The organism is Mesorhizobium sp. (assembly GCF_004963255.1).
GTDB lineage: Bacteria > Pseudomonadota > Alphaproteobacteria > Rhizobiales > Rhizobiaceae > Mesorhizobium.
Map to the genome: position 1 here is coordinate 267,000 of NZ_SUGA01000003.1, position 24,633 is coordinate 291,632.

The 24,633-nt window shown below is 63.6% G+C and carries 30 protein-coding genes; 18 read left to right on the forward strand and 12 right to left on the reverse strand.

Annotated elements, in window-relative coordinates; translation table 11 throughout:
* The first annotated feature begins 267 nt into the window (after nt 1–267).
* Nucleotides 268–2,754, forward strand: a complete 2,487-nt coding sequence (locus E5X34_RS06065) for an EAL domain-containing protein (RefSeq protein ID WP_292562238.1) — start codon at nt 268–270, stop codon at nt 2,752–2,754.
* Between the two features lies 1 nt (nt 2,755).
* Here the strand turns inward: E5X34_RS06065 and E5X34_RS06070 are convergent, their stop codons facing one another.
* Nucleotides 2,756–3,310: a GNAT family N-acetyltransferase gene (locus tag E5X34_RS06070; RefSeq protein ID WP_292562240.1), complete on the reverse strand. Its 555-nt coding sequence runs from the start codon at nt 3,308–3,310 to the stop codon at nt 2,756–2,758.
* Between the two features lie 306 nt (nt 3,311–3,616).
* On the opposite strand from E5X34_RS06070, the gene E5X34_RS06075 reads away from it, so the two are divergent.
* The gene (locus E5X34_RS06075; RefSeq protein WP_292562242.1) at nt 3,617–4,072 is read left to right on the forward strand and encodes a DUF2214 family protein; all 456 of its coding nucleotides are present in this window, start codon (nt 3,617–3,619) and stop codon (nt 4,070–4,072) included.
* 52 nt (nt 4,073–4,124) lie between these two features.
* Here E5X34_RS06075 and nth read toward each other — a convergent pair whose 3' ends face one another.
* Nucleotides 4,125–4,931, reverse strand: coding sequence for an endonuclease III (nth, locus tag E5X34_RS06080; protein WP_292562244.1), 807 nt, complete (start codon nt 4,929–4,931; stop codon nt 4,125–4,127).
* Nucleotides 4,932–4,954: 23 nt separating this feature from the next.
* Here nth and E5X34_RS06085 point away from each other — a divergent pair, with 23 nt between their 5' ends.
* From E5X34_RS06085 to E5X34_RS06130, 10 genes are all read left to right on the forward strand, one after another.
* Nucleotides 4,955–5,449, forward strand: coding sequence for a DUF2244 domain-containing protein (locus E5X34_RS06085; RefSeq protein WP_292562246.1), 495 nt, complete (start codon nt 4,955–4,957; stop codon nt 5,447–5,449).
* A gap of 311 nt (nt 5,450–5,760) precedes the next feature.
* Nucleotides 5,761–6,666, forward strand: a complete 906-nt coding sequence (locus E5X34_RS06090) for a methylated-DNA--[protein]-cysteine S-methyltransferase (RefSeq protein ID WP_042641085.1) — start codon at nt 5,761–5,763, stop codon at nt 6,664–6,666.
* Between the two features lie 241 nt (nt 6,667–6,907).
* Nucleotides 6,908–7,378, forward strand: a complete 471-nt coding sequence (locus E5X34_RS06095; protein ID WP_292562248.1) for a hypothetical protein — start codon at nt 6,908–6,910, stop codon at nt 7,376–7,378.
* A gap of 47 nt (nt 7,379–7,425) precedes the next feature.
* Complete coding sequence (locus E5X34_RS06100) at nt 7,426–7,809, forward strand: hypothetical protein (protein ID WP_245430037.1); 384 nt, start codon at nt 7,426–7,428, stop codon at nt 7,807–7,809.
* The gene (locus E5X34_RS06105; protein WP_292562250.1) at nt 7,776–8,345 is read left to right on the forward strand and encodes a hypothetical protein; all 570 of its coding nucleotides are present in this window, start codon (nt 7,776–7,778) and stop codon (nt 8,343–8,345) included. The genes E5X34_RS06100 and E5X34_RS06105 overlap by 34 nt, the downstream gene beginning before the upstream one ends.
* A complete protein-coding gene (locus E5X34_RS06110) occupies nt 8,320–8,802 on the forward strand; it encodes a hypothetical protein (RefSeq protein WP_292562251.1) in 483 nt (160 codons plus the stop codon). Before E5X34_RS06105 ends, E5X34_RS06110 begins: the two co-directional genes overlap by 26 nt.
* Nucleotides 8,803–8,996: 194 nt before the next feature.
* Nucleotides 8,997–9,902, forward strand: coding sequence for a ribokinase (locus tag E5X34_RS06115; RefSeq protein ID WP_292562253.1), 906 nt, complete (start codon nt 8,997–8,999; stop codon nt 9,900–9,902).
* A 2-nt stretch (nt 9,903–9,904) separates the two neighbouring features.
* Nucleotides 9,905–11,356: an amidase gene (locus E5X34_RS06120; protein ID WP_292562255.1), complete on the forward strand. Its 1,452-nt coding sequence runs from the start codon at nt 9,905–9,907 to the stop codon at nt 11,354–11,356.
* A gap of 93 nt (nt 11,357–11,449) precedes the next feature.
* Nucleotides 11,450–12,064, forward strand: coding sequence for a LysE family translocator (locus tag E5X34_RS06125; protein WP_292562257.1), 615 nt, complete (start codon nt 11,450–11,452; stop codon nt 12,062–12,064).
* A gap of 69 nt (nt 12,065–12,133) precedes the next feature.
* Nucleotides 12,134–12,451: a hypothetical protein gene (locus E5X34_RS06130; protein WP_292562259.1), complete on the forward strand. Its 318-nt coding sequence runs from the start codon at nt 12,134–12,136 to the stop codon at nt 12,449–12,451.
* A 103-nt stretch (nt 12,452–12,554) separates the two neighbouring features.
* Here E5X34_RS06130 and E5X34_RS06135 read toward each other — a convergent pair whose 3' ends face one another.
* Complete coding sequence (locus E5X34_RS06135) at nt 12,555–13,499, reverse strand: nucleoside hydrolase (protein ID WP_292562260.1); 945 nt, start codon at nt 13,497–13,499, stop codon at nt 12,555–12,557.
* Nucleotides 13,500–13,739: 240 nt separating this feature from the next.
* Between E5X34_RS06135 and E5X34_RS06140 the strand changes: the two genes are divergently transcribed.
* Both E5X34_RS06140 and E5X34_RS06145 read left to right on the forward strand, forming a co-directional pair.
* Nucleotides 13,740–14,165 carry an Hsp20 family protein gene (locus tag E5X34_RS06140; RefSeq protein ID WP_042641067.1) on the forward strand — a complete coding sequence of 142 codons (426 nt, stop codon included), beginning with the start codon at nt 13,740–13,742 and terminating at the stop codon, nt 14,163–14,165.
* A 63-nt stretch (nt 14,166–14,228) separates the two neighbouring features.
* Nucleotides 14,229–14,486 carry a DUF1150 family protein gene (locus E5X34_RS06145; RefSeq protein ID WP_126081194.1) on the forward strand — a complete coding sequence of 86 codons (258 nt, stop codon included), beginning with the start codon at nt 14,229–14,231 and terminating at the stop codon, nt 14,484–14,486.
* A gap of 173 nt (nt 14,487–14,659) precedes the next feature.
* Here E5X34_RS06145 and ptsN read toward each other — a convergent pair whose 3' ends face one another.
* From ptsN to lptC, 6 genes are all read right to left on the reverse strand, one after another.
* Nucleotides 14,660–15,124 (reverse strand): PTS IIA-like nitrogen regulatory protein PtsN, encoded by a 465-nt coding sequence (gene ptsN, locus E5X34_RS06150; protein ID WP_042641064.1) that lies wholly within the window; start codon nt 15,122–15,124, stop codon nt 14,660–14,662.
* Nucleotides 15,125–15,185: 61 nt separating this feature from the next.
* The gene (gene raiA / locus E5X34_RS06155; protein WP_042641062.1) at nt 15,186–15,773 is read right to left on the reverse strand and encodes a ribosome-associated translation inhibitor RaiA; all 588 of its coding nucleotides are present in this window, start codon (nt 15,771–15,773) and stop codon (nt 15,186–15,188) included.
* Between the two features lie 303 nt (nt 15,774–16,076).
* On the reverse strand, nt 16,077–17,603 hold the full coding sequence (rpoN, locus tag E5X34_RS06160; protein WP_292562262.1) for an RNA polymerase factor sigma-54: 1,527 nt from the start codon (nt 17,601–17,603) through the stop codon (nt 16,077–16,079).
* Between the two features lie 189 nt (nt 17,604–17,792).
* A complete protein-coding gene (gene lptB / locus E5X34_RS06165; protein ID WP_292075148.1) occupies nt 17,793–18,611 on the reverse strand; it encodes an LPS export ABC transporter ATP-binding protein in 819 nt (272 codons plus the stop codon).
* Nucleotides 18,611–19,213, reverse strand: a complete 603-nt coding sequence (locus E5X34_RS06170) for an LptA/OstA family protein (protein ID WP_292562264.1) — start codon at nt 19,211–19,213, stop codon at nt 18,611–18,613. The genes lptB and E5X34_RS06170 overlap by 1 nt, the downstream gene beginning before the upstream one ends.
* On the reverse strand, nt 19,200–19,913 hold the full coding sequence (gene lptC, locus E5X34_RS06175) for an LPS export ABC transporter periplasmic protein LptC (RefSeq protein WP_127306870.1): 714 nt from the start codon (nt 19,911–19,913) through the stop codon (nt 19,200–19,202). Before lptC ends, E5X34_RS06170 begins: the two co-directional genes overlap by 14 nt.
* Before the next feature lie 294 nt (nt 19,914–20,207).
* On the opposite strand from lptC, the gene sppA reads away from it, so the two are divergent.
* From sppA to E5X34_RS06195, 4 genes are all read left to right on the forward strand, one after another.
* Nucleotides 20,208–21,164, forward strand: coding sequence for a signal peptide peptidase SppA (gene sppA / locus E5X34_RS06180; RefSeq protein ID WP_292562266.1), 957 nt, complete (start codon nt 20,208–20,210; stop codon nt 21,162–21,164).
* Nucleotides 21,165–21,242: 78 nt separating this feature from the next.
* Nucleotides 21,243–21,527, forward strand: coding sequence for an integration host factor subunit beta (locus E5X34_RS06185; protein WP_027165368.1), 285 nt, complete (start codon nt 21,243–21,245; stop codon nt 21,525–21,527).
* Between the two features lie 118 nt (nt 21,528–21,645).
* On the forward strand, nt 21,646–21,978 hold the full coding sequence (locus E5X34_RS06190; protein WP_095819479.1) for a DUF1049 domain-containing protein: 333 nt from the start codon (nt 21,646–21,648) through the stop codon (nt 21,976–21,978).
* A gap of 18 nt (nt 21,979–21,996) precedes the next feature.
* Nucleotides 21,997–22,959 (forward strand): ornithine cyclodeaminase family protein, encoded by a 963-nt coding sequence (locus E5X34_RS06195; RefSeq protein ID WP_292562269.1) that lies wholly within the window; start codon nt 21,997–21,999, stop codon nt 22,957–22,959.
* On the opposite strand, the gene E5X34_RS06200 is transcribed toward E5X34_RS06195, so the two are convergent.
* From E5X34_RS06200 to E5X34_RS06210, 3 genes are all read right to left on the reverse strand, one after another.
* Entirely contained in the window at nt 22,952–23,389 is a 438-nt protein-coding gene (locus E5X34_RS06200) for an EVE domain-containing protein (protein WP_292562271.1), read from the reverse strand. The two genes, E5X34_RS06195 and E5X34_RS06200, sit on opposite strands and share 8 nt — an antisense overlap.
* Nucleotides 23,386–23,766 carry a VOC family protein gene (locus tag E5X34_RS06205; protein WP_292562272.1) on the reverse strand — a complete coding sequence of 127 codons (381 nt, stop codon included), beginning with the start codon at nt 23,764–23,766 and terminating at the stop codon, nt 23,386–23,388. Before E5X34_RS06205 ends, E5X34_RS06200 begins: the two co-directional genes overlap by 4 nt.
* A 70-nt stretch (nt 23,767–23,836) precedes the next feature.
* The gene (locus E5X34_RS06210) at nt 23,837–24,547 is read right to left on the reverse strand and encodes a YafY family protein (protein WP_292562273.1); all 711 of its coding nucleotides are present in this window, start codon (nt 24,545–24,547) and stop codon (nt 23,837–23,839) included.
* Between the last annotated feature and the right edge of the window lie 86 nt (nt 24,548–24,633).

Consider the following 24,633-nt stretch of genomic DNA (forward strand, 5'->3'; position numbering starts at 1 on the left):
TTGCCGGCTTTTCTTCCGCGCCCCGGCAACGCGGATCGATACTATGCACCCAATATCGCCGTCACGCAGCGTAAGCGTCCTTCTGTAACTTAGCAATAATTCATGAAACAAATACTGGGCAAATTCATCGGACGTTAAGCCGGGCGCGCTATCTGGATCGATGTCGCCAGCAACCGGGCGACATGCGGGGAAGAATATTGTCTCAACCGACGGATGAGCCGGTCGGACAGACACCGGGGGAGCCAGAACGAGCTCCATGGGAATGGGATGAAGCTCTCGTCGACCGATGCCGGTCCGCGCCTGATAGGGCTGGTCTGGCCCTTCGTCGCGGTAGTCCTGGTCCAGGCGCTGGTCGCAACCCTCAGCCTCCACACATTATCGGCCGTCCGCGCCTATGTCGGCGGCGAAAGCCAATGGTCGAAAGGCCAGAAGCACGCCATCTACTTCCTGAACCTCTATGCCGATACCGGCCGGCAGGAATATTTCAACGAATATCGTCAAGCCATCGCCGTGCCGCTCGCCGATCGCGCCGCGCGGCTGGCGCTCGAACAGGCCGAGCCCGACACGAATGCGGCCCGGCTTGGCTTTCTCGGCGGCAACAACCACCCCGACGATGTTGACGGCCTGGTCTGGCTGTTCCGGAATTTCCGCGGCGTCAGCTATCTCGACACCGCGATCCGCCACTGGACGGATGCCGACGAGATGATCCTCGCCATCGAGGGACTTGGCGACGAGATGAATCGAAGGCTGGAAAAAGGGCCGGCAACGCTAGCCGAGATCAGCCTCTGGAAGGCGAAAATCCACCAGCTCGACCGCCGGATCGGGCCGCTGGCCAAAGCCTTTTCCGACAGCCTCGGCGAGGGATCGCGCTTCATCAAGATGGCGCTGACGGCGGCCAATCTCGCCACCGCCGCCTTGCTTATCCTGCTCGTCGTCTGGCGCACGCGCAAGCTGATGATACAGCGCCAGGCGTTTCAGAGCGCCCTCAACGCTGAGCGCGAGCGTGCCCAGATCACGCTCGCCTCGATCGGCCAGGCCGTCATCAGCACCGATGCCGAGGGGCGGCTTGACTATATGAATGCCGGGGCGGAGCGGCTGCTTGCCTGCTCGCTGGCTGCAGCCAGGGGCAGGCCCATCGCCTCGTTGTTCCGGCTTGTCGACAAGGACAGCGGCGTCGAGGAGACCGATCTGATCGCGCGCCTGCTGGCAGGCGAGCCGCGCCGCTCCAATGTGCGCCCGCAACTCCTGGAGCGTCCCGACAGCTCGGTCGTGCCGGTGGCGCTGAATGGCGCGCCGCTGATCGTCTCAGGCCAGATCCTCGGCTGTGTCCTGGCCCTGCACGACATGACGCGCGAGCAGGATTATATCGAGCGCCTGTCGTGGCAGGCATCGCATGATGCGCTGACCGGTCTCGTCAACCGCCGCGACTTCGAGAACCGGCTGGCGGGCGCGATCTCCGAAGCGCCGGAAAGGTCGCGCAGGCATGCGCTGATGTATCTCGACCTCGACCAGTTCAAGCTGGTCAACGACACATGCGGCCATGCCGCCGGCGACCAGCTGCTGCGCCAGATCTCGGTGCTGCTCGCCAACGAGCTGCCGCCCGGCGACATCCTGGCCAGGCTGGGCGGCGACGAGTTCGGCGTGCTGCTCTTCGATTGCGATGCCGACTGTGCCGCCGCAACCGCCGAACGGCTGCGCGCCACGGTCCAGGACCTGCATTTCTCCTGGGACGGACGTCCCTTCAACATCAGCGTCAGCATCGGCATGGTCGAAGTCGCCAATGTCGGCATGACGCTGGAGGAGGTGCTGCGCGCAGCCGACGTCGCCTGCTACATGGCGAAGGAAAAGGGCCGCAACCGCATCCATTTCCACAGCGAGGGCGACACCGCGCTGCGCGAGCGCTTCGGCGAGATGGCCTGGGTGCAGCGTCTGCACGCCGCGCTGGATCAGAACCGCTTCAGGCTGCATGCGCAAGAGATCGCGCCCCTGCGCGACGATATCCCGGAGCAGGGCGCGCATATCGAAATCCTGCTCAGGCTGACCGACGAGGACGGCAGCTTCGTCACGCCGCAGAGCTTCATCCCGGCGGCGGAGCGTTACGGATTGATGCCGGCGATCGACCGCTGGGTGGTGCGCAACACCTTCGCCACCTTGGCGGCCAGGCGCGCCGATCCGCACGCGACCCAGATATCCACCTGCGCGATCAATCTCTCCGGCGCCACCTTCGGCGACGAGACGTTCCTCGGCTTCATGCGCGAGCAGTTCGCCGCGCACGCCATCGTCCCCGAAACGATCTGTCTGGAGATCACCGAGACCAGCGCCATTGCCAATCTTTCCGAAGCCATGCGCTTCATCGCCGATCTGCGCGGGCTTGGCTGCCGCTTCGCGCTCGACGATTTCGGCTCCGGCATGTCGTCCTTCGCCTATCTGAAGCATTTGCCGGTCGACTACCTCAAGATCGACGGCAGCTTCGTCAAGGACATGCTCGACGACCGCATCGACCGCGCGATGGTCGAGATGATCCATCACATCGGCAAGGTGACGGGAAAACGCACCATCGCCGAATTCGTCGAAAGCGAAGGCATCATCGACGCCTTGAAAGCGATCGGCGTCGACTATGCGCAGGGCTATGCGATTGCGCGGCCCCAGCCATTCGACGCAACCACGGTGCTGCGCGGCAATCGCAGCGAGCGCGATGCAACGACGGATGGATGGGAGACTTTGGCGCGGACGCTGCGCCGCAAAGCGGGCTAATCTAGGCGACAATTCCTCCGACCCGCCGTTCGAGCAGGATCGTCGGCTTCTCGTGATAGGTGGTCCGCAGAATCTCTGCATAGCCGTTCTTTTCGGCCACCTTTAGCGAAGCGCCGTTTTCCGGATCGATGATGCAGACGGTTCTCGCTTGTCCGAACGCCTCGTCGCTCCAGGCGACGAGCCGCCCGACAACCTCGCTCGCAAGCCCTCGGCCATGCGCCTCCGAGGCCAGGGCCCAGCCGGCTTCCGGCACGCCTTCGATCGAAGGTTCGATCTCGCGCTTCAGATCATGGAAGCCGGCCTCACCGATGAAGCGCCCTGTCGCCTTGTCCTCGATCGCCCAGAAGCCGTAGCCGATCAGCGACCACAGGCCGGCATGGCGCAGGAAGCGCATCCAGCTTTCCTCGCGCGTGCGCGGCTTGCCGCCGATGAAACGGGTCACCGCAGGTTCTGCCCACATGGCGGCATAGGTCTCGAAATCGCCCGGACGATGCGGCCGCAGGATGGTCCGCGCCGTCTCGAGGATCGGCACGCCAGCTTCCGTCTTGATGCTCATGGCACTCCTCTCGTCTAAGGTGTGTTGAGATTCAGGTCAGGCCAAGCCGAAAACGGTGGATTCAGAACCGGAGCGGAGCGTACTTAAAGTACGTGAGCACCGGACGCGCAGGAAGCCGCCGTTTGCAGGCCGGCCTCACCTGAATATCAACACGCCTTAGCAAACCGACGTCCTCCGGCAAGGGCCAGGGTTGGCCGAGATCATCCTCCAGTGCAACGGTTTCGCCGTCTGGGAATCTTGACCGATGATGCTACTCTTCGGACACGGTATCCAGCCGCGTCGCGGCCGCCAGGCGCAGGGAAGAACATGGACACCACCGACCTTGTATTGGCCATTCTCCATCACCTGCTGGTGTTCTCGCTGGCCGGCATTATCGGTGCCGAGTTCGTGCTGGTGCGCGGCAATCTGGGTGCGGCGACGCTGAAGCGCCTTGCCGGCATCGACCGCCATTACGGCATCATCGCCGCGCTGATCATCATCGTCGGCATCTGCCGGGTGTTCTTCGGTCTGAAGGGTTGGGAGTTCTACGTTTACAATTGGGTGTTCTGGGCAAAGATGGCGGCCTTCGCCATCGTCGGCCTGCTGTCGATCGTGCCGACCATGCGCTTCCTCTCCTGGAACAGGCAGGCGAACGGCAATCCATCTTTCGCGGTGCCGGAGGCTGAGCTCGCTTCGGTGAAGAACTATGTCCGCGCCGAAGGCTTCATCTTCCTGCTCATCCCGGGTTTTGCCGCGGCCATGGCGCGCGGCTACGGCTACTGAGCAATTCCAGGAAAAGTGCGCAGCGGTTTTGCGTCCGGAGGCAAAGCAACCTCTAGGCCTCGGCCGCAAACGTCTCATCCAGCGGCGCGATCGGCACCAGCGGGGCGGGTATGTCGGTGGTCTTTTCCTTCGACTTGCAGATATCGGCGATGACGCAGGCCGGGCAATCGGGCTTGCGCGCCTTGCAGACATAGCGGCCATGCAGGATCAGCCAGTGATGCGCATGCCGCATGAACTCGGCCGGGATGACCTTGAGCAGCCCCTGCTCGACCTGTTCCGGCGTCTTGCCGGGGGCCAGCCCGATCCGGTTGCCGATACGGAAGATATGCGTGTCGACCGCCATCGTGTGCTGGCCGAAGGCGACGTTGAGCACGACGTTGGCGGTCTTGCGCCCGACGCCCGGCAGCTTCACCAGCTCGTCGCGACCCTCCGGCACCTTGCCAGCATAATCGTCGATGAGCGCCTTCGACAGCGCGATCACGTTCTTGGCCTTGTTGCGCCACAGACCGATGGTGCGGATATAGTCGCCGACCTTGGCCTCGCCCAATGCCAGCATCCTGGCTGGCGTGTCCGCAGCCGCGAACAGCGCCTTCGTCGCCTTGTTGACGCCGGCGTCCGTCGCTTGCGCGGACAGCACCACCGCGACCAGTAGGGTGAAGGCGTTGACATAGTCGAGCTCGCCTTTCGGCTCAGGGCGCTGCACGGAAAAGCGCCTGAAGATCTCATGCACCTCGGCGGCACTGTAGAGCGACCGGGAAGCGGCTTTTCGCGACCGTGTACCAGTCACCCGGCCGCCGCCGGCAGCGGCGGGTTGAAGCTTTTTGACAGCGATGGATTTTTTGGACTTGGGAGGCGCCATGTCCCTTCCTATAATATTCCCTCATGAGCGACACAAACGCGTCATTCGAAGCCGACCAGCCATTTTTCCAGGCCCTGCTGACGCCACACCGCTCGCTCGGCCGCACCGGTTTCCTGATCCTGATGGGGGCGCTTGTCTTCGGCTGGGCGGTCACCGGCGCGTTCTTCCTGGCACATGGCGCCTGGCCCGTGTTCGGCTTCTTCGGCCTCGATGTGATCGCCGTCTATATCGCTTTCCGCGCCAACTATCGCGCCGCGCGCGCCCGCGAGGAAATCTCGGTGTCGCGCACCAGCCTCGACATCCGCAAGACAGCACCTTCCGGCCGCTCGGAGGCGCATCATTTCAACCCGTTCTGGACGCGGTTCTCGATCGCCCGCCACAGCGAGATCGGCATCACCAGGATGGCCGTCGAAGCGCAGGGCAAGAGCGTGGCGATCGGCGGCTTCCTCAATCCCGACGACCGCGAGAGCTTCGCCACCGCCTTTGCGCGCGCGCTGGCGACCGCCAAGACGCGCTGAGCATGATCCCGAACCGAAGGTCCGCGTCAGCGAAAAGTGGACGCCGGTTTTTGCTTTCGCTGACCTGCGGTTCGGACAAGATCATGCTCTGAGCAAAACAAGCAAATCAGAACCGGTAGCGCAGCAACCTGCCGACCTTGCGCATGGCGGGGATAAGCTTCCAAAGGCCGACGAACAAGCGCGCGGACCAGCCAAGTCGCGCCCCTTGCTGCGGCTTGTAGGATGGTCTGGGGTGCCGGCGTCGGGAAGGCAAGTTTCGGGTGGTTGCAAAGCTCTGGAAGACCGATATTCGCGGCCAAGGAGATATTGCCATGAACGCGCAGATGACCATGAATACGCAGATGAAGCCGATCGCGATCCTTGAGAACGACATCACCCCGGAAGGCAGCGACTATGACGTCGTGCGCCGCGCCATCGAGAAGATCAGCCTCGATTATCGCGACCAGCCTTCGCTGGAGGTGCTGGCCGAGGAAGTCGGCGAGACGCCGACCGGCCTGCAGAAGCTGTTCACCCGCTGGGCCGGCCTGTCGCCGAAAGCCTTTCTGCAGGCGGTGACGCTCGACCACGCGCGCAGGCTGCTCGATTCCGGCATGCCGCTGCTGGAGACCTCGTTTGAGCTCGGCATGTCCGGCCCAGGCCGGCTGCACGACCTCTTCGTCACCCATGAGGCGATGTCACCCGGCGACTACAAGACGCGGGGCGCGGGCCTCACCATCCGCTACGGTTATCACATCTCGCCTTTCGGCATCGCGCTGATCATGGTCACTGACCGCGGCCTCGCCGGCCTCGCCTTTTGCGATGCCGGCGGCGAGCGGGCTGCCTTCGCCGACATGTCCGGCCGCTGGCCGAACGCGACTTATGTCGAGGACATGTCGGCCACCCAGGCTTACGCCGCGCGGGTCTTCGACCCGACGAAGTGGCGCGCAGACCAGCCGCTGCGCGTGGTGATGATCGGCACCGATTTCCAGCTGCGCGTCTGGGAAGCCTTGCTGCGCATCCCGATGGGCAGGGCCTGCACCTATTCCTCGATCGCGGCTAGTATCGGCGCGCCAAGCGCCAGCCGGGCCGTCGGCGCGGCCGTGGGCGCCAACCCGATGTCCTTCGTGGTGCCCTGCCATCGGGCGCTGGGCAAGTCGGGCGCACTCACCGGTTACCACTGGGGTCTGACACGCAAACGCGCCATCCTCGGCTGGGAAGCGGGGCAAGTGGGTTCCTGAAACAATCGATTTTTTGGCATACCATTGTGAAAAACCGCATATCGTAATATAAATCGATACAGCCTAAGTAAACTAATCGACATATTTGCAAAATACAACCGGTGACAACCTGCGTTGGTTATCGCCGGTTTTCCGTTAAGTTGCTTCCAGACATTATTTCACTTAACGCTAAATTAACCACGATAAAGGGAAGATGACCCGACGTTGGGCCGGCACCATCCGGTTCGAAGGAGGGGTCTCAATGAAATTCGCTCGCGCCGCAATGGCAGCAGGCCTGTTGGCCGGCTGCGCCGGCCAGACGGCATCGGCCGCGACCGGAAACGTGCTCTTCAACGGCACGATCACCGCGACCTGCACCATCACGATCAACTCCAACGGCACGATGACCGTGAGCAGCAATCTTCAGTCGCTGAGCTCGCACAATGCCGGCGGATCGGCAGGCAGCGCCCAGGTCGATACAACGGGCGGCGTCTCGCTCAGCGTGGACCCGGTGACAACGACGACCGTGCCGGCATCGGACACGACGGCGACGACATGGACTCCGACCTTCGCCACGTCAGGCGCGCAGACGATTGCCGAAACCGGCACCGCGACCGCGCTGACGGTGCCGGGCACATCGACGGTGGCGGTCAATCTCGCCGGCACCAAAAGCGGCACGAACCGGTTCTCCGCCGGCAACTACCAGGCAACGGTGACGCTGCGCTGCGAATAGTCCTTACGCGAAAGGAGCGGTCCTTGAGAAGAATCGCATTGAGAAGAATTGCAATCCTGGCGGCAGGCCTGATCGCCGCGCTGTCTCCCGTTGCGGCGACCGGCCAGTCGATGACGCCGATGCGAGGCGAGGTGCGATCCTTCACCGATGCCTTTGCTGTCCGCGTCTTTCCGGGCAACCCGTACAACCAGCGTATCCGCGTCGAGGTCCATGTCTACGACCAGGATTTCCAGCCCGTCGCGGCCAGGATCACGCCGAGCGCCTTCCTTCTGGCCGGCCAGGCGTCGCGCCCTGTCCTGGTGGTCGTCCCGTTCGACGGCGCGAACGAGCGTAAAGTGCGTATCTGTACCGAGAGTATCCCCTTTCCAAGCGAGCAGACCCAGATAAGGGCACAGATATGCGGAAAGTTCTTCGGGCATCGCAGGTTCTGACCTTGTCCTTGCTGCCCGCCCTGGCTGTCGTCAGTCGGGGATTTGCCGAGGATATACTGAACCTGAACCAGAACCAGACCGGTTTCAGCCTGCCCGGCGTTACCCTGCCCCAAGGCCAGGACGAGGTTCATGCCAGCGACGGCACGACTTGCCGCTCAGCCGTTTCCGGCAGCGGCGCCTATCTCGACCTCGGCGTCATCCGCGGCAACAACTCCAGCAACCAGGCCAATAGCGACCTCGCCACCTATGGTCGCGTGGTGATTCCGATCGGGCGGACGCCCAAACGCGTCGATTGCAGACGCCTCTACGAGTTGGAAGTCGAGCGCCTGCAGCTTGAATTGAAACTCCTCAAAATGGGTCTCGGCGCCGACGGCCAGACGACGGGGAGTGTGGCCGCCTCCCCGCCTCAGGGCGCCGCACCCCAAGCCAGCGCGGCTCAGATCAGCGCTGCCCAGGTGAAATCAGCAGGGTGGGCCAACGAAGGCTGGACCATCAGAGGCACGACCGGCAGTGAGAAGAAAAAGAAGCGGAAATAGAAGCGCGCTGTTAGCGCTTGCGGCGCTTGCCGGTCTCTGCCTTCCGGCGCAGGCGGCGATCATCGGCACCTGCACGATCATGATCGGCGCCTCGGGGACGATGAAATCGAATCCCACCATCAACATCTTAGGCTCCAAGCAGGCAGGCGGGTCGAGCGCCGGCGCCACCATCACGGCGAACTCGCTTCTGTGCACCATCCTTAACCTCCTGGACTGCTATTCCGTATCTGCGCCGGCGCCGATCGCCTTCACCTCGGCGCCGAGCGGCGGCGACACCAATGTCACCTTCGCCTCCGTCTTCCGCCTCGACGGCTCAGGCTTGGACATACCGGGCAGCTCGCCGCAGCGGGTGACCAACGGCACCCACACCATCCAGGTCGATCTCACCGCTACCAAGTCGCCCGGCATCTTCCCGGCAGGCAACTACCAGGGTACGGTCACGGTACGCTGCGAATGATGCCTGTGGGCCAAGAGCCCGCGCAACCGGCATGATCTGGCAACCGGCGGTCTTTGCGGCTAGCTTCGCGCCCAGCACGCAATTCCAGGACTAGCGCTTCGCCGCACATTTCGCCAGGAATTGCAAAAGCAGAATCTTGGAGCAGGTCCGCCTTCAAGCACGGGCCCGGGCCGCTTCAACGGGAGGCAGTTTTTGTGATTATCGTTGTCGGCTCGATCAACCTCGATCTCATCGCCAATGTCGACCGCCTGCCGGAACCCGGCGAGACGGTGCGCGGCTCGAGCTTCGCCACCGCCCCCGGCGGCAAGGGCGCCAACCAGGCGCTGGCCGCGGCGCGCGCGGGAGCCCAGGTACGCATGGTGGGCGCGGTCGGCAAGGATAGTTTCGCCGCCGACGCGCTCGCCCTTCTCAAGGCCGGCAATGTCGATCTCTCCGGTGTCGGCCAGAGCTTCGCCTCGACCGGCACGGCGCTGATCCTGGTCGGCGCCGATGGCGAGAACGTCATCGCCGTCGTGCCGGGCGCCAATGATTCGGTGGTGCCGGGCGATGTCGCCAAGGCCTATCTCAAAAAGGGCGATGTCGTGCTCCTGCAACATGAGATCCCGCTGCAGACGGTAGAAGCCGCGCTCGACGCGGCGCGCGCGGCGGGCGGCGTCAGCGTGGTCAACACCGCGCCCTTCCGAGCCGAAGCCGCCGGCTTCCTCGGTAAGGCGGACTATGCGGTCGCCAACGAAACCGAGTTCGATCTCTACGGCGAGGCGCTGGCGCTTTCCGGGCGCGACCGCCCTGCCCGCATGCGCGACTACGCTCAAAAGACCGGCCGCGCCATCGTCGTCACGCTGGGCGGCGACGGCGTGCTGGCCGCCACGCCCGATGATTTCCTCACCGTTCCGGCGCTGAAGATCACGCCGGTCGACACCGTCGGCGCCGGCGACACTTTTTGCGGCTATTTCGGCGCCGGCCTGTCGTCCGGCCTGTCGCTTCAGGACGCAATCACCCGCGCCGCCGCGGCCGGCTCGCTCGCCTGCCTGAAGCCCGGCGCGCAACCGGCGATCCCGCTCGGCAAGGATGTCGACGCGGCTTTGGCGGGAACGCGTTAAGCATGCGTCCCGTCACCAAGCATGCCGTGCCGGCGGCCGGCGATGTCTGCCGCCTCTCCGCCGTCGAGCTCGCCGACAGCATCAGGCAGCGACAACTGTCGGTGCGTGAAGTCGTCAGCGCTTTCCTCGACCGCATCGAGGCCGTCAACCCGCTGGTCAATGCGATCGTCTCGCTGCGCGAGCGCACCGACATCCTGGCCGAGGCCGACAGTGCCGATGCTCATCTGGCGCGAGGCAGCGAGGTTGGATCGCTGTTCGGCCTGCCGATCGCCATCAAGGACCTCGCCCTGACCAAGGGGCTGAGGACCACCTTCGGCTCGCCGATCTTCGCCGATTTCATCCCTGACACGGACGACTTCTTCGTCGAGCGCATCCGCAAGGCCGGCGCCATCATCATCGGCAAGACCAACGTTCCGGAATTCGGGCTGGGTTCCAACACCTACAATCCGGTCTTCGGGCCGACACTCAACGCCTTCGACCCGGCGCTGACCGCCGGCGGCTCGAGCGGCGGCGCGGCGGTGGCACTGGCGCTCGACATGCTGCCGGTCGCCGACGGCAGCGACTTCGGCGGCTCGCTGCGCAATCCGGCCGCCTACAACAATGTCTACGGCTTCCGTCCCTCGCAGGGGCTTGTGCCCGCCGGCCCCGACATCGACGTCTTCTATTCGCAAATGGGCGTCGAGGGACCGATGGGCCGCAGCGTGCGCGACATCGCGCTCTTGCTCGACGAACAGGCGGGCTACCATCCGCAGGCGCCCTTGTCCTATGCCAAGGAGGGCTCGTTCCTCGACGGCTTGGGGACGAAAGCCTCCGGCGGCCGCGTCGCCTGGCTGGGCGATCTCGGCGGCCATCTGCCGATGGAACCGGGCGTGCTCGACCTCTGCGAGACCGCGCTTGCCCGCTTTGCGGACGCCTCGTTCCACAGCGAAGCACTGGTGCCGGATGTCGATTTCGAGGCGCTGTGGCAGGCTTTCGTCACCTTGCGCCAGGCAAGCAGCGGCTGCGGGTTGAAAGCGCATTACGATGACCCGGAAAACCGCAGGCTTCTGAAGCCTGAGGCCGTCTGGGAAGTGGAACAGGCGATACGCCTCACCGCGCCGCAGATCCACGCCGCCAGCGTCCGGCGCACCTCCTGGCACCAGACGCTGCTGTCGCTGTTCGAGCACTTCGACCTCATCGCCCTGCCGACCGCGCAGGTGCTCCCCTTCGGCGTGACCACCCATTGGCCGCGCGAGGTCGCGGGGCGGACCATGGACAGCTATCACCGCTGGATGCAGGTCTCCGCCTTTGCCACGCTGGGCGGCTGCCCGGCGCTCAACGTGCCGGCCGGCTTCGACGCAAAAGGCCGGCCGATGGGCATGCAATTGATCGGCCGCCCGCGCGGCGACCTCGCCGTGCTCAAGGCCGGCGCCGCCTACGAGGCGACGCTGCCCTGGCCGGTGGGGGCCGCGTGACGGGCCGCCCTGCTCGGCCAGCTTGCGCCAACGCCAATCCCGTGCATTGATCGCGCTCCGCCCAAATCGGCGCCGTCCTGTTCGAGGGAAATCATGTCGCTGGAACTCTACGCAACCTATGTCGTCGCCTGTATCGTCATCATCCTGGTGCCGGGTCCCACGGTCACGCTGATCATCGCCAACAGCATCCGCCACGGCTCGCGCGCGGGCCTGGCCAACGTTGCTGGCACGCAGGCCGGGCTCGCCATCATGATCGCGATCGTCGGCATCGGCCTCAACACGCTGATCGCCGGCATGGGCCACTGGTTCGAATGGGTGCGGCTGCTCGGCGCCGCCTACCTGATCTGGATGGGCATCCAGATGTTTCGCGCAAAAGGCGCGCTGAACCCGGACGGGTCGGCGAAGAAGCCCCGCGGCGGCTTTTTCCTGCAAGGCTTTCTCGTGGCGATCAGCAATCCGAAGACCTTGGTGTTCTTCGGCGCCTTCTTCCCGCAGTTCATCGCGCCGCAGGGCAATTACACGCTGCAGATCGTGGTCATGGGCCTGACGGCGATGATCTTCGCCGCCATGTCGGACTCGACCTACGCCCTTGCCGCCGGCCGCGCAGGACGCCTGCTGTCGGCCAGCCGCGTCAGGCTGATGTCGCGCATCAGCGGCAGTTTTCTCGTTGGCGGTGGCCTCTGGCTGGCGTTTTCGAAGGCCAAATAAAACAAAACGCATAGGCCTTCACAACAGCGCTTCTGCTCCCCACATCATAGTTGCTGGGGGCCAAGCAAAATGCTTAGGAGCTACACTGAACTGTGTAAGAACGCGCTCGGCGTTTTGCTGGTTGGCGCCATATTTGCATTGGGTGGATTCGTTTTCTTGCGGCAAGTGACAAATGACGCCAGCCCCATCCGCTCGGTCGACACCCTGGATGCCACAATCAAGAGCGTTCATTGGGGTAAAGATGCGCCGACAACCTATGTGCTTATCCTCGATGATGGCGGTACGGTTCTTATCACTGACGATAGGCCGCATCTTCTCGGCTCACACGCGAATATAGAACGCGTCGTCCGCCACAACGGCTTCGTTTTCTATCGGTTTCCAGAATAAGCTCCGGCTTTCGGCCAGAATTATTTCAAGAACACCACAAGCACGGCGTCGGCACCTATCGATTGCTCAATGGGTGACGACGCCAGCCTTGTTGGTCTGACGCTCAGTTGAGCCGCCCCAGCCTTTCCACCAGCAGCGCGAAGAAGCCGTCATGGTCGATGTCGCGCATCACCGTGGCGTTCTTTTCCCGCTTGGTGACGCCCCACCAGTCGATCACCGTCATGCCCATGGTGAGCTCCGACGCGGTCTCCACGCTGACATTGCAGCGGCGACCCTTGAACAGTTCCGGCTTCAGGAGATAGGCGATCACGCACGGATCGTGCAGTGGCCCGCCATCGGTGCCGTATTTCTCCTCGTCATACCGTTCGAAGAACTCCAGCATCTCGGCGGTCGCGGTGCCGACCTTGGTGCCGAGCTGGCGGAAAGCCTGTATGCGCTTTGACGAGGTCAGCGCCTTGTGGGTGACGTCGAGCGGCATCATCACGATCGGGATGCCCGATTTGAACACCAGATCGGCGGCCTGCGGGTCGACATAGATGTTGAATTCGGCGGCCGGGGTGACATTGCCGCCCTCGAAGAAGCCGCCGCCCATCAGGACGATTTCCTTGATGCGCGGCGCGATCCTGGGCTCGCGGATCAGCGCCAGCGCGATGTTGGTGAGCGGTCCGAGCGGGCAGAGCGTGATCGTGCCGCTTTCTTCGCGCATCAGCGTCTCGACGATGAAATCGACCGCGTACTGTTCCTGCAACGGCATGGTGGGCTCAGGCAACTGCGGGCCATTGAGGCCCGTCTTGCCATGCACTTCCTCGGCGGTGACCAACTCGCGCGTCAGCGGGCGGATGGCGCCGGCATAGACCTTGATGTCGGGTCTGCCGGCCAATTCGCAGATCTTGCGGGCATTGTTCTGGGTCAGCTTCAGCGGCACGTTGCCGGCAACGGCGGTGATGCCGACGATCTCCAACTCGGAACTGCCGAGCGCCAGCAATATGGCGACGGCATCGTCCTGGCCGGGATCCGTGTCGATGATGATCTTTCTGGACTGGGGCATTTCAATTCCTTTTTGGGGAGTCTTTTTGGGCGGGGTTTCGAGCATGATCCCGAAAAGTGGAAAGGTTTTCGGACAAGATCATGCTCCAACGAAGAGCTGAGCCAGGAGGACGGTTCAACGAAACGTCATCCTGATTCAGCGGCTTGAACTTGATCGCGCGGCGGACCATATCAAGACCATCGGGAAAAATGCCATCCGGGTTTTTCCAGTTTGTGTCGCTCTTCAGAGGACAGTGTAACAATGAGTCGAATGACGCCCTTCTCCAGCCCGCTTCTTCTGGGCTTCGATGCCATGGAAAAGACGCTGGAGCGTCTGGCGAAGACCGGCGACAGCTATCCGCCCTACAACATCGAACGCCTCAGCGCCGCTGACGGCAAGGCCGAAAGGCTGCGCATCACATTGGCCGTTGCCGGTTTCGCCGAGAGCGATCTCGATGTCACCACGGAGGAAAACCAGCTGATCGTGCGCGGTCGCCAGACCGACGACACCGAGCGCGAATTCCTCCACCGCGGCATCGCCGCGCGCCAGTTCCAGCGCTGTTTCGTGCTGGCCGACGGCATGCGGGTGATAGCGGCCGAGCTGAAGAACGGCCTTCTGTCGATCGATCTCGATCGGCCGGAGGCCGAGCGGCTGGTACGGAAAATAAACATATCGGTGAAAGACTGACCTTCGCCGATGGCTCTATGCGAGGCGGCCGATCCTGGCGTCCTCGCGCCAAGGAGGCTTGAAATGACCAGAACTGACGAAATGATCACCATGACCAGCGGCGAACTCGCCCATCTCGGCGAAGGCTCTGTCGCTTATCTGCGGAAAGTGTCGAGCGACGACCTGCGCGGCCGCTTCCCCGGCCTCGGCGAAATCGCGCCCGGCCTGGAGCTGTGGGCTTTGTTTGCCGCCAACGGCCAGCCGATCCTGCTTTCCGATGCCCGTGACCGGGCGCTGGCGGGTGCGTTGGAGAACGACCTGACCACTGTCGCCATCCACTAAAGCATGTCTCCCGAAAGTGGGAACCGGTTTCGGGATAAAGACATGCGTAAAATCAAAACCTAAAGCGCATGGAGCGAATCTGAAAGATCGCGACGCGCTTTAGGGCGATTGCTGGCAGTCCGAAATGGAAAGGGCCGCTCCCGGCGGCCCTTGGAAGCTTTAATCCCAAAACTTCAGGCCGCGTGCGAGGCCTGCGTGTCTGACAGCAGGGCGTGGATCGCCACCGCGTCGCGCGTACCCCTGATCTTGGCCACCGTGTCGGCATCGCGCAGCACGCGCGCGATGCGCGACAGTGCCTTGAGATGGTCGGCGCCGGCGCCTTCGGGCGCCAGCAGCAGAAACACCAAGTCGACCGGCTGGTCGTCCAATGCCTCGAAATCGACCGGCGTTTCCAGCCGCGCGAAGACACCGGCGATCCGCTTCACGCCGGCGAGCTTGCCGTGCGGAATGGCGATGCCGTTGCCGACGCCGGTCGATCCCAGCCGCTCGCGCTGCAGGATGGTGTCGAACACCTCCCGTTCCGGGATTCCCGAAATCGCCGCCGCCCTCTCCGACAGCAATTGCAGAAGCTGCTTTTTGGAATTCGCCTTCAACGCCGGCATGATCGCCGGGACGCTGATGAGATCGCTGAGATCCATGCTTGAAAAATCCCTTGCTCGCCTGCCGCGCCAGTCGTCGCCCCCTCGCGCGGCCGGCTTTTTATGCTTGTGCGACTTTGGTCGTCGACGGATCGATCCAGCCGATATTGCCATCCGGCCGGCGGTAGACGATGTTGAGATGGTCGGTCCCGGCGTTGCGGAACAGGAATACCGGGCTGTCGCTGTTGTCGAGCTCGATGACAGCTGACGCCACCGACATGGTCCGCAGCGTCATGCTTGATTCGGCGACGATGGCCGGAGCGAAGTCCTCCGGAATGTCTTCCTCATCATCTGTGAGGGGAGCCATCACCGTGTAGGCGATGTCGGTCGGCTCTTCGCCATTGCCGTTGCCCGTATTGCGCGATTTCAGCCGGCGCTTGTAGCGGCGCAGCCGTGTTTCCAGGCGATCGGCCGCCGCCTCGAAGGCAAGCGTCGGGTCCTGGGCGTCGCCAGTCGCCTGCAAGGAAGCGCCGGAATCGAGCCGGACCATGCAGTCGGCGGAGAAACGCGACCCCGATTTGATGACCGTGACATGTCCTGAAAAACCCCGATCGAAATATTTCTCGATCGCCTCGCCGACCCGGTCGTTGATGCGTGTGCGGAACGCATCGCCGATGTCCATGTGTTTTCCCGAAATGCGTAGATTCATCTGAAAACTGACCTTCCTTGCCCAGGCTTCAAACTGGTCCCGAGTTTATACCCGTGGTGCGCGCGCACAAGCTTCGCAGCGGCATGCGCGCCGATTTTAGACCCGAACTTTCCGGTTGATCACAAGTCGCCTTCTTGGCCGTCCATGGCCTTGTCTGACGGACCCATTTGCAAGCTGGCATTACCGCCCTGCTCATGCGGGCGGGCTTCTAGACACTTCATTGCGGCTTGTCAATCAAGCTTGGGATTGCCGGAAATCATCGGGCTTCGGGGTCGGGCCGGCGTCGCGCGAATACCGGCGGGCCTAGCGGCCGGCGTTCGCGAGCGCCCGCTTCTCCCGCCGCCTTTGCACAGACGACGGGATATTCATGCCTTCGCGGTATTTCGCGACGGTTCGGCGCGCGATATCGACACCGCTTTCCTTGAGCATGTCGACAATGGCGTCGTCGGAAAGCACGTCGGCGGGCTTTTCTTCGTCGATCATCTGCTTGATGCGGTCGCGCACGGCCTCGGAAGAGTGCGCTTCGCCGCCTTCGGCCGAGGCGATCGACGCCGTGAAGAAATAGCGCAGCTCGAAAACCCCGCGCGGCGTCAGCATGTATTTGTTGGCAGTGACACGGCTGACGGTCGATTCATGCATGCCGATGGCGTCGGCCACCGTGCGCAGGTTGAGCGGCTTGAGGTGGCGCACGCCATGGACGAGGAAGGCGTCCTGCTGCCGCACGATTTCCGACGCCACCTTGAGAATGGTCTTGGCCCGCTGGTCGAGGCTGCGCGTCAGCCAGTTGGCGTTCTGCAGGCATTCGGCGAGAAAATCCTTTTCCGCCTGGTCCTTGGTGTGGCTCGAGACACGGGCGAAGTAGACATTGTCCACCAGCACGCGCGGCAGCGTGTCAGCGTTGAGCTCGACTGCCCAGCTGCCGTCATTGGCCGCGCGGACCTCGACATCGGCGATGATCGCGTCGCTTGCGCCGCCCGAAAACGCCAGGCCGGGCCGCGGATCGAGCGCCCGGATCTCGGCCAGCATATCGAGGAGGTCCTCCTCGTCGACGCCGCAGATGCGCTTCAACGTCTGGAAATCGCGCCGCGCCAGGAGCTCGAGATTGGCGACCAGCGCTTTCATTGCCGGATCGAGCCTGTCGCGCGCCTGAAGCTGCAGCGACAGGCACTCGGCAAGGTCACGCGCGAAGAGTCCTGCCGGCTCGAAGCTCTGGCAGACGCCAAGCACCCGCGCCACCGCCGCTTCATCCGTGCCGAGCCGGACTGCAATCTCCACCAGGTCGGTGCGAAGATAACCGGCCTCGTCGAGCCCGTCGGCAAGCTCGCCCGCGATAAGGCGTTCGCCGGGGCTCAGCGAAGCAAGCGCGATCTGCTCGCCGACATGTTCGCGCAATGTAACCGCGGCCGCGGCCATGTCGCCGACGTCGAACCCCTCGGATGAGGCCGTGCCGGCGCTGCCCGCTGCCGATTTCCACTGCGCCGTGAGATCCGGCCCCAGCCGCTCGCTGGTGCCGGGATCGTCGGGAAACAGGTTTTCAAGGGAGGAGTCGAGTTTTTGCGAGATCGCTTCCGCGCTCCACTCCGTCTCGCCCTCGAACCAGTCGCCCGCGCTATCCCGCTCCGGCGCGGCCTCGCTTTTCTGGGCCTGGTCGCTGGCGGCGTCATCCTGCGGTTCGGCGCGCTCGAGGAGAGGGTTGCGCTCGATCTCTTCGTCGATGAAGCGTTCGAGCTCGACATGGGTGAGCTGCAACAGCCGGATCGACTGCATCAGCTGCGGCGTCATCACCAGCGACTGGGATTGTCTGAGCTGCAGTTTGGCTGCCAGCGCCATGGTGGGATTCAAACGCCTCGTCTACGCGTCGCACTCTTGCTTTCCAGTCGGGCATAGAAACTGGCCCGGCTTTTGCTTGTCAAGGAAAACGCTAGCAGGATCGGCTTACCGGAGCGTTATTGGGCCGAAAAATCGCGACAAACCAGTCGAATTTCGCTCAAATTCACTCTGGAGAAAAGTATTTTACGCTCAGAGCGTGAAACCCTCGCCGAGATAGAGACGCCGCACATCGGCGTTGGCGACGATTTCGTCGGCCCGACCATGCGTCAGCACCTGGCCGGCATGGATGATATAGGCGCGATCGATCAGGCCGAGCGTCTCGCGCACATTGTGGTCGGTGATCAAGACGCCGATGCCGCGCGCCGTGAGGTGGCGGACGAGCTGCTGAATGTCGGCGACGGCAATCGGGTCGATGCCGGCAAAAGGCTCGTCGAGCAGCATATAGGCAGGCCGCGTCGCCAGGGCCCGCGCGATTTCAAGGCGACGCCGTTCGCCGCCCGACAGCGACATCGAGGGCGCCTTGCGCAGATGGCTGATGTGGAATTCCTCGAGCAGCTCGTCGAGGTTGCGTTCGCGAACCTTGCGATCTTTTTCGACCACTTCCAGTACGGCGCGGATATTCTGCTCGACGTTCAGCCCGCGGAAGATCGACGCTTCCTGCGGCAGATAGCCGATACCAAGGCGGGCGCGCCGGTACATCGGCATCGACGTGACATCGAAGCCGTCGATCTCGATCGAGCCCTCATCGACGGGAACAAGGCCGGTGACCATGTAGAAACACGTGGTCTTGCCGGCGCCGTTGGGGCCAAGCAGGCCGACGGCCTCGCCCGCACGCACGCCGAGCGTCACCCCGCTCACCACCTTGCGGCCCTTGTAGCTTTTGGTCAGGCCCTTGGCGATCAGGGTGCCCTTGAACTTCGCCTTGTCGGTGCCGATCGTCGCCGGAGCAGCCGGCTTTGCAGCCGCCCGTCCCGGAAGACGGGCAAGCAGCGAGGATACGCCGGCCATTACTTGCTCGACGCTCCCTGCTGGGCCGTGCCCTGCTTCTGGGGCGTGATCGACATGATGACGCGGCCGCTGGTGCCGCAGCCGTCGACATTGCCGAGGCCGCTCTTCATCTGCACCGTGAGCTTGCAGCCCTTGAGGACGTTGTCGCCCTGCGACAGCACCACTTCCTTACCCTGGAGCGTAAGCACCTGGGTCTTCATGTCGAACGTGCCCGTGTCGCCGGTGGCGATCTGGTCATTCGACTTGATATAGACCTTGTTCTCGACCACCAGGTGGTCGATGTTGGCGGCCCCGGTCATCGCCGACGCGCCGGCCGCAGCGCTTTTGCCGGCGTTGGGATCCTTGACATAGTAGACCGTCATCTTGCCGGCCTTGAGCAGCGTCTGCCCCTGGTTGACGGTCACATTGCCGCTGAAAACGGCCACGCTGTCGGCCTGCCGGACCTCAAGCTTGTCGCTCTCGATCTGGATCGGCTGGTCGCCGGACAGCTTGAGCCCGGACATCTGGCTGGTCGCGCTCGACTGCGCGAAGGAATGCGCCGTCCCCAGAAACAGCAATGCGGAGGCAGCGCCCAGAGCCCACGCGGATTTACTGCGACGCATTCTGTTCTCCACTGTTTACCCCTGCCGCCTTCAGCGCAGTCGGATCGATGTTGACGCGAACCCGGTTCTCGAAGACCACGAGCCTGCCATTGTCCTCGACCGACATCGAGTCCGCCGTGATGCGCGACCCGCCACGGCTGACGTCGACCGGATTGCTCGTCTTCATAGAGCCTTTGCCCATGTCTAGGAAGATCGATTTGAATTTCGCCGCGAGGCCGTCGGTCGTCGTCACGCTGACGTCGCTGGTGAGGTCCATCGTATTGGCGTCGCGATTGTAGATACCGTGCTCGGCATCGACTGACACGATATTGTCGGTGGCGACCGGCAGTTTGGCGTTGATGCCTTCGAGGTCGATCACGGCCTGCTGGCCGACATCCTGCGTCGCCCTGGTCGCCGTCAGCGAATAGGGCAGCTTCTGCTTGGTGAAGCCGTTGAGCTTCGGATTGGCCATCACCAGCTTGCCGTTCGAAAACGCCGTGCCGTCGGCCTGCACGGAAATGGAGATTGGCGCTTTGAGGTAGGAATAGACTGGAAAGGCGATCGCAATGGCGGCCGCGAGGAGCGGCACCGCGAATTTCAGCACGCGCACGCGGCGCGAGTGCCGTTGCGCGCGGTTGAACGCCTCGCCGCGCGTGCCGTCTTGGATCGCGGGAGCCGGTGCCGCAGCGGCATCGCTCGTTTCGTCAGATCGCGCCAACATGACTTTTCTAATGGACCTTTGTCCGCCCAAACATCGCCTATAGGTGGTATGCCGGCACCTACACGCAAGCACAAGGGGACGAAAACTGCAAAAATGTGACGGCTGCCGCCCACAAAATCGGAAGGAATTCGGGGAGACGGCCAGTACTTCATAGCAGATACAGAACGGGACTGCGTTAATTTTTCGTGAGGTCGCCATCAATGCCGGGGCTCGCGACCGGCGTTCAGGAAACGGTAGCCGTGTGCCGAGGCTTGCTTTAAAAGCTTGCTTTCCCACCGACCCATGAGGCTGACGATGGCAATGAGAGCCGACGACCTGATCGACCGCCGCCGCTTGCGCCGCAAGCTGACTTTCTGGCGCGTGGCTGCTTTTGTGGTTCTGGCGGCAGCTGTGATTGCCTTCTCGGCATGGGTCTATGACGACAATTTTACCGGCCAGGCGGTCCCCCATATCGCCAAGGTGAAGATCGAAGGCACCATCACCGAGGACGAGGAACTGCTCAAAAGGCTGGAAACGATCCGCAAGTCGCCGGAGGTGAAGGGCGTCATCCTGTCGATCGATTCGCCCGGAGGCACCACGGTCGGTGGCGAGTCGACATTCGAAGCCGTGCGCAAGCTTGCCGGCGACAAGCCCGTGGTGGCCGAGGTGGGCACGCTGGCGGCATCGGCCGGCTATATGATCGCAAGCGCGGCCGACCATATCGTTGCCCGCAAGACCTCGATCGTCGGCTCGATCGGGGTGCTGATCCAATATCCTGACGTCAGCGGTCTCATGGACAAGCTCGGCATCAAGCTGGAGGAAGTGAAATCCTCGCCGCTCAAGGCCTCGCCCTCGCCCTTCAAGCCGACCAACGACGATGAGCGCGCCATGGTGCGCAAGCTGATCCTCGACAGTTACGACTGGTTCGTCGGCATCGTCGCGGACCGCCGCAAGATGACGCACGAGCAGGCGCTGGCACTGGCCGACGGTTCGATCTTCACCGGCCGTCAGGCCTTGGCCAATCATCTGGTCGACGCCGTCGGCGGCGAGCAGGAGGCGATCGACTGGCTGACGACGAAGGGCGTGGACGCCAAGCTCAAGGTCGTCGAGTGGAAGGACAAGGACAGGCGTGGCGGCTTCCTGTTCTCGCAGTCGATGGCAAAACTGGCCGCCAAGGCGCTTGGCCTGCCGGATGCCGGCGGCGATATCATTCACGAGCTCGGCGCCGACCGCTTGTTTCTTGACGGTCTCGTTTCGGTCTGGCACCCTTGACATGCCGTTGGCGCGAGCCAAAAAAGCAATAAAAATCATCCTGATAATCGTCTGCAGTGGTTTTACGGGGAACGTTCCATGATCAAATCCGAGCTTGTGCAGATCATTGCTGCACGCAACCCGCACCTTTTCCTGCGCGACGTCGAAAACATCGTCGGTGCGATCTTTGACGAAATCACCGACGCGCTTGCCGAGGGCAACCGGGTCGAGTTGCGCGGTTTCGGCGCCTTTTCGGTGAAAAACCGTCCCGCCCGCACCGGACGCAACCCGCGCACCGGCGAGTCGGTCGAGGTCGAGGAAAAGTGGGTGCCATTCTTCAAGACCGGCAAGGAGTTGCGCGAAAGGCTGAACGGCGGCAAATAGGCGCCGCGCCGGCGGGTCGAGACGGCATCTTGGCGCTTAAAGCATGTCTCCCGAAAGTGGAGGCCGGTTTCGGGCCAAAGACATGCGCGCTTAGGAAGCTTCTCTATACGGAGATCTGATGTTCAATCGCTTCATCCTCGTCGTGGTCTTCGTGCCGCTGGCCATCATCCTGATCGCGCTCGCCGTCGCCAATCGCGGCGCCGTCGCCTTCACGCTCGATCCATTCCATCCCGGCAATCCCGCGCTGACGCTGAACCTGCCGCTTTTCATCTTCCTGTTCCTGGCCTTGGCCATCGGCATGGTCGTCGGCAGCATGGCGACCTGGGTGAAGCAGGGCCGCTACCGCAAGCTCGCGCGCCAGCGCGGCCTGGAGGCTGAAAACCTGCGCCAAGCGGTGAGCCGCGCGCCGGCAGCGCCCAATGGACCGGCGCTGCCCAAGCCGACCAATTAAAGCAATCCGGAGCCTTCGATGCTGACCATTTCGGCCGCCGAGGTCGACCGCGCGCTGACCTTTCCCGGCCTGGTCGAGACATTGCGCACCGCTTTCCGCGAGGGCGCCGTGCAGCCGGTTCGTCACCATCATGGCGTCGAGCGGCCGGATGGTGCGGCCTCGACCCTGCTTTTGATGCCGGCCTGGACCGACTTCAACGCGGCGGGAACTTCGGCCGATGGTCATATCGGCGTCAAGATCGTCACCGTGTCGCCGGACAACAACACAAAAGGCAAGCCGGCGGTGATGGGGCTCTATCTTCTGCTCGACGGCGTCACCGGCGAGCCGCAGGCGATGATCGACGGCCAGCGGCTGACGCAGTGGCGCACGACCTGCGCCTCGGCGCTCGCCGCCTCCTATCTCGCCCGCAAGGACGCCTCGCGGCTCTTGGTCATCGGCGCCGGCGCGCTGTCGCCGTTCCTGGCCAAGGCGCATTCGGCGGTCAGGCCGATCACCACCATCCGCATCTGGAACCGCACGCCGGCCAATGCCGAAAAGGTGGCCGCCGCCTTGCGCGCCGAAGGCCTTCCGGCAAGTGCGGCCGGCGATCTCGACGCGGAGCTTGCCGAGGCCGACATCGTCGCCTCGGCGACCATTTCCAACACGCCGCTGGTCAAGGGCGCGCTGCTCAAGCCGGGCGCCCATGTCGATCTGGTCGGCGGCTTCACGCCCGAAATGCGCGAGGCCGACGACGATGCCATTTCGCGCGCCCGCGTCTATGTCGACACCCGCGCCGGCGCCACCAAGGAGGCCGGCGACATCGTCCAGCCGCTGGCCTCCGGCCTGCTGAAACCGGAAGCGATCATCGCCGATCTGCACGAGCTCGCGCGTGGCGAGAAGCAGGGTCGCCAGAGCGACAGCGAGATCACGTTGTTCAAGTCGGTCGGCGCGGCCCTTGAAGACCTCGCGGCGGGCATCGCGGTCTACAAGGCGCTCAAGTAGCAGCTGGCTCCAGATTGGCTCCCATCGCTTCGCCGATCCGGCGAAAGTCGTGTTCATTCACTTCGAACAGGCCGAAGCGCAGCTGATAGCCCCAGTTCGGCTTGCCGGCGGTGAAGTCGAGCCTGTCGAGCAGCGGCTTGATCGGCGCTTCCTTGGTTTCGACCCAATCGACGTCGCGCCGCGCGGGTGTGAAACCGCCGCCCATGACGCCCTCATACACCTCCCCTTGCCGCACCGTGCCGACGGCCGTGAAGGATTGCAGTCCATCCTTCTCGCCGAACACGGTGCTCGGCGAGTAATAGACGATCCCGTCGCCAGGCTTGATCCGGCGCAGCGGCGCCGCCTTGCCGTGGTTAACCTGCATGAAGCCGTTCTTGCGGCCGATCCGCACATGCTCGGCCGATGCGACCGCGAGCCAGAAGGCGCTCACCCCTGCGCTCCCGCGAAAGGCCAGTAGACGCGCAGGCGATGATTGTCGGGATCGAGCGCGACGAAGGTGCGGCCGAAGTCCAGATCGGTCGGAGCCTGCAGGATGTTCAGGCCGCGACCCGACCAATCGATGTGCGTGGCATCGACCGCCGCCGCGTTCTCGACGGCAAGCACAAGCTCGCCGCCACCACCTACCGCCGCTGCGGCCGGTTCTACCGTATGACGCGACCAGAGGCCGAGCTTGAAGCCCTTGTCGAGCACGAACATGACGAAGGTCGGCGAGGACTCGACCGGCTCGCACCCGAGCAGCGAAGCGTAGAACGCACCGCTCTTTTCCGGGTTGTCGACATAGAGGATGACGAAATTCGGCGTGGTCATGTCTGATCTCCAAAGTGTCTGGACCTTGGGGACCATATGCGGACCTGTTGTCAGATTCTGGCAGCAGCGATCAGGCGGATTCGTCCCTCCTGGCGTTTGAGCGGGGCGCGTTCAGCGTCGCCCGCCACTCCTTCAACATTGCCTGGCGGCGGCGCGGATAGCGGATGCCGGTCATCGTCAGGTCGGACATCCTGTCGGCACGAAAATGGCGGAAATCCTGGCGCATCTCGCACCACGCCACCATCACCCGCACCTTGTCGAAGAAGCTGAGCGCGAACGGCCAGACCAGCCGCTCGGAGGCCGCACCCTCGGCGTCGCGATAGAGGAAGCCCAGCTTGCGTTCCTCGCGGATCGCCTGTCGCACGACACCGAGGTCGATCGCTTCGAAATTGTCCGAGCGTGGCCCTACAAGCAGCGTCGTGGCATCGAGATCCTCGCGCAGATCATCCGGCAGCACCGCGGCGATCTTGGCCAGCGCGTCCGTCGCGGCGGCGGCCAGCCTTTTGTCCGGCTGCTTTGCCACCCAGCGCGAGCCGAGCACGATCGCCTCGATCTCCTCGTCGCTGAACATCAGCGGCGGCAGCATGAAGCCGGGCTTCAGCACATAGCCAAGCCCCGCCTCGCCCTCGATCGGCGCGCCCTGCCGCTGCAGCGTCGCGATGTCGCGATAGAGCGTGCGGATCGACACGCCCATCTCGTCCGCAAGCGTGCGGCCGCTCACCGGCCGGCGATGGCGGCGCAGGATCTGGACAAGGTCGAGCAGGCGTTCCGAGCGGGACATGATTGGCTAACCGATGCGCCGGACAATAGGGCTGCCCCCGACATCACGGCAAGCGACCCTCCAAGGGAACGGCTGTCGGTCGCGGC